The organism is Microcoleus sp. LEGE 07076 (assembly GCF_015207455.1).
GTDB lineage: Bacteria > Cyanobacteriota > Cyanobacteriia > Cyanobacteriales > Microcoleaceae > Microcoleus.
This window is the reverse complement of record NZ_JADEWV010000366.1, coordinates 1-3,446: the sequence shown is the minus strand read 5'-3', so window position 1 is coordinate 3,446 and position 3,446 is coordinate 1. Positions and strand designations below refer to the sequence as shown.

Below are 3,446 nucleotides of genomic sequence, written 5' to 3'. Positions count from 1 at the left end.
GTCTCCTCCTTCAGAAACAGAAACCAAGAAGCGGATTTTACAAGCAGCTCAACGTTTGTTTGCCCGCAGCGGATACGACGGCACGACAACTCGCGATTTAGCAGCGGCGGCAGGGGTGGCTGAGGGAACGCTATTTCGGCATTTTGATAATAAAAAAGCAATTTTGATTCAGGTGGCGACGGAAGGATGGGTGGAAATACTGACAGATTTGCTGACAGAATTGAGCGAGATGGGCAGTTACAAAGCAGTGGCTCAGGTGATGCGGCGGCGGATGCTGAATATCCGCGAAAATAGCGATATGATGCGGGTGTGTTTTTTGGAGGCTCAGTTTCACCCGGATTTGCGCGATCGAATTCAGTTGGAAGTCATCGAAAAAATGAGCATTGTGGCTGAGGCTTTTTTTGAAACGGCGATGGAAAAAGGAGTTTATCGGAAGATGAATCCGAAGATTGTTGCTCAGGTATTTTTGGGAATGTTTGCAGTGGCGGGTTTCAGTCAAAATACGATTGTGGAGCCGAATGCTTCACCGCAACAAATGCAGGAAATGGCAGAAGGATTAGCTGATATTTTTCTGAATGGGGTTTTGGTTAAAGATTAGTCAGTTGTCAGTGGTTAGTAGTCAGTGGTCATTAGTCAGTAGTCATTGGTCATTAGTCATTGGTCATTAGTCATATCAAATCCTCTCTGCCTCGGAATAGTAAATTCACTGTTGACTGTTAACTGTTAACATCATGTATGAGTGCAACCGGAATTGATATCATTAGTCATTAGTCATTGAAGAGCGAATTTGTCGATCGCTCTTCGGGGACGCTCCCACTATATAATTCCGATGTTACCGGATTTAATATCAATCGCTGGGGAGCGGGCATCTAAGTCAACACTAACCGAAGTGCACACCTCAATGCTGAGATGCTCTCATGAGTTATTTAGTCCTGTGCAAGAAGACTTTCGCTTTTAGACAGGGGTTTAAAACCCATACTAACAAAGCTCTACCTCGCTGACACTACTCATCGTTAAACTCGTACACTTGCTGTACCCAATTCTCCCGACTTCCCTGCCATTGATCGGACACTACTTCCCAAGTTGTATTGCTTTCTAGTTCCAGCAATAAACTTGATACTTCTTCCAGAGTCGATGCTAAATGACAGTCTTCTACCCAACTTTCCCGGCAAAGTTTCCAGTAATTTTGCACTGCTTCCCACTGGAGGTCTGATTCCAATTCAATTAGATATTCTGCTAGCTGTGAGGGTTCTACTGCTGCTTGCACTTTACTGACCCAACTGTCGCGACGTTCTTTCCATTCTTTCGTCACAGCTTCCCATGTGAGGTTGCTTTCAAACTCTAACAGTAACTGGTTCAGTTCTACCATATTAAATGTTTTTTGTTGGCAGTTTGTGCTAAAATTATACAAGTTTTTGAAATAAACAGTGTTAAAAAATAATTAAGATTGCGCTTGCAGTGAAACTGCGGAATAGATAACTGAATAATGAACGATTCATTTATGTTAGATATCTTAGGCATTCCCAGCGGTTGGCAGCGCGGGGAAGGCGACTGGGCGGGAGTGGCTGCTGCTATTAAGAGAGGAGAAACTGTAGAAGTTATTCAAGAAGTTGGTTCTACTTTGTGGCAAAACAGTCTGCCCGACAATCATTCGTTACATTGGGATGGGGAAAATCTTTCCACTATTAAAGGGCGAATTTGGATTAGTTTCACCCAGAGAAGATTTGCGCCGGAATCTGCTTTACCAAAGGTTCAGTGGCACCCGCGAGTGTTGTGGGTAGGGATAGGTTGCGAAGCCGGAACTGCGCGGGAATTAATCGAAACTGCGATTCAAAATGTCTGTCGCGGTTATCATTTAGCGGAAAGTGCGATCGCAGGTATTGCTACAATAGACGCTAAAGCAGGTGAAGTCGGCTTGCTGGAGCTTTGTGCAGCGCGAAACTGGCCGTTGAAAACCTTTGCTGCTGATATTTTAAATTCTGTAGAAGTTCCAAATCCTTCAAATGTGGTAGCGCCAAAAGTCGGGACTAAAAGTGTAGCAGAAGCCGCTGCAATTTGCGCGATCGAACTGATATCTTGTACAATTATCAACAACAGCCAAGATGCCTGTTCCACAATTATCAACAACAGCCAAGATGACTGTTCCACAATTATCAACAACAGCCAAGATGCCTGTTCCACAATTATTAACAACAGCCAAGATGCCTGTTCCACAAACAGTGAATCGGCTGGTGGGGTGGGCATCTTGCCCGCCCAGAACAGGCTTTTAGTCCCCAAACAAATAGTTCGCAGCAAAAATCCCCCCCTTTTACAAGGAGGGGTTAAGGCGGGTTCTGCGGTAACAGTGGCGGTTGCAGTTTGCCCGATCGAGTATCTGGGATAATCTATTACTGAGCCAAAGTATCGGCACTCACAAATCTACCGATCAACCCAGAAACGAATGACAAAACAATCGAACCAAACAAAGCCGGCCAAAAACCGTCAACCGCAAAGCCGATATTGAACGCACCCGCCAACCAGGAAGCTAGAGAAAGCGAAATTGCATTCACAACAAACAAAAACAAACCTAAAGTAATAATAGTCAAAGGCAGCGTCAGCAGTGTAACAATCGGCCTGACAACCGCGTTCACCAATCCGATAACCACAGCAGCCACCATCGCCGCCGGAAAGCTAACTACCGCAATACCTGGTACAATGTTAGCTGTAATGTGCGATTCGTTTAGCCGAAACCGAGTAACAATACTTGGGGGATGGCTAGGATGACCATGAAGTCATCATAACTAAATACACATCTGGGTGCGGTTCATTTCTAGTCCCAGTCCGCAAGTGCAGCGGTAAAAGCATATCCCCTATCTTGTTAGTTAGCAACTAACAGGGTAAAGCGGGGATAAAAGGCAGACTACTGGTAGCCGAAACTGGTAACTGTCTAGTAAGAGTTCAAGTGTAGCGAAAGCAAAGATGTGTCTGAACCATCGTTATAACAGATGGTCTAACGGCTGAATCAAGTATAAACCCGTTAAAAAAACACGGGTTTAGACTGATTAAGACCAAGCCAAAAGGCAAGGATAGGGCATAGGCGATTTTTACATCGACCTATAAGCACTGCCCGTACACCCGGTGGAGAGCATCACACTAAAAGCTCAAACAATGTGTATTTGGAACGAAGTAACTCTCGTATATTTCTGGAATCTGGTCGATTACCAGTAAGTAGCTAACGAATAATATACGAGAGAAGGATTGTATCAGAAGCCAATGCCCTGTTGTAATGACAGAGATATGCAGACGGATACACGGTAACTTCAAAGATAGGAACAGTAGTAGCAATGAATAAGTCTAAAACGCGGGACAACCCGACGGTGGAATGGAATCAAATCAATTGGCGAAAAGCCGAAAGATTGACATTTAAGTTGCAAAAGCGTATCTATCGAGCAAGTGAGCGTGGCGAT

At 44.6% G+C, this 3,446-nt stretch carries 5 protein-coding genes; 3 read left to right on the top strand and 2 right to left on the bottom strand.

What is annotated here, in order from left to right; genetic code table 11:
* Positions 1-598: TetR/AcrR family transcriptional regulator (locus tag IQ270_RS29100; protein WP_193976590.1), on the top strand; the 598-nt coding region annotated here is incomplete at its 5' end.
* Between the two features lie 405 nt (positions 599-1,003).
* On the opposite strand, the gene IQ270_RS29095 is transcribed toward IQ270_RS29100, so the two are convergent.
* Positions 1,004-1,369 carry a hypothetical protein gene (locus IQ270_RS29095; protein WP_193976589.1) on the bottom strand — a complete coding sequence of 122 codons (366 nt, stop codon included), beginning with the start codon at positions 1,367-1,369 and terminating at the stop codon, positions 1,004-1,006.
* A gap of 117 nt (positions 1,370-1,486) precedes the next feature.
* Here IQ270_RS29095 and IQ270_RS29090 point away from each other — a divergent pair, with 117 nt between their 5' ends.
* Positions 1,487-2,383, top strand: a complete 897-nt coding sequence (locus IQ270_RS29090) for a cobalamin biosynthesis protein (RefSeq protein ID WP_193976588.1) — start codon at positions 1,487-1,489, stop codon at positions 2,381-2,383.
* Positions 2,384-2,387: 4 nt separating this feature from the next.
* Here IQ270_RS29090 and IQ270_RS29085 read toward each other — a convergent pair whose 3' ends face one another.
* Complete coding sequence (locus IQ270_RS29085) at positions 2,388-2,741, bottom strand: phage holin family protein (RefSeq protein WP_193976591.1); 354 nt, start codon at positions 2,739-2,741, stop codon at positions 2,388-2,390.
* A gap of 582 nt (positions 2,742-3,323) precedes the next feature.
* Between IQ270_RS29085 and IQ270_RS29080 the strand changes: the two genes are divergently transcribed.
* On the top strand, positions 3,324-3,446 hold a 123-nt coding region (locus IQ270_RS29080; RefSeq protein WP_193976587.1), incomplete at its 3' end, for a reverse transcriptase N-terminal domain-containing protein.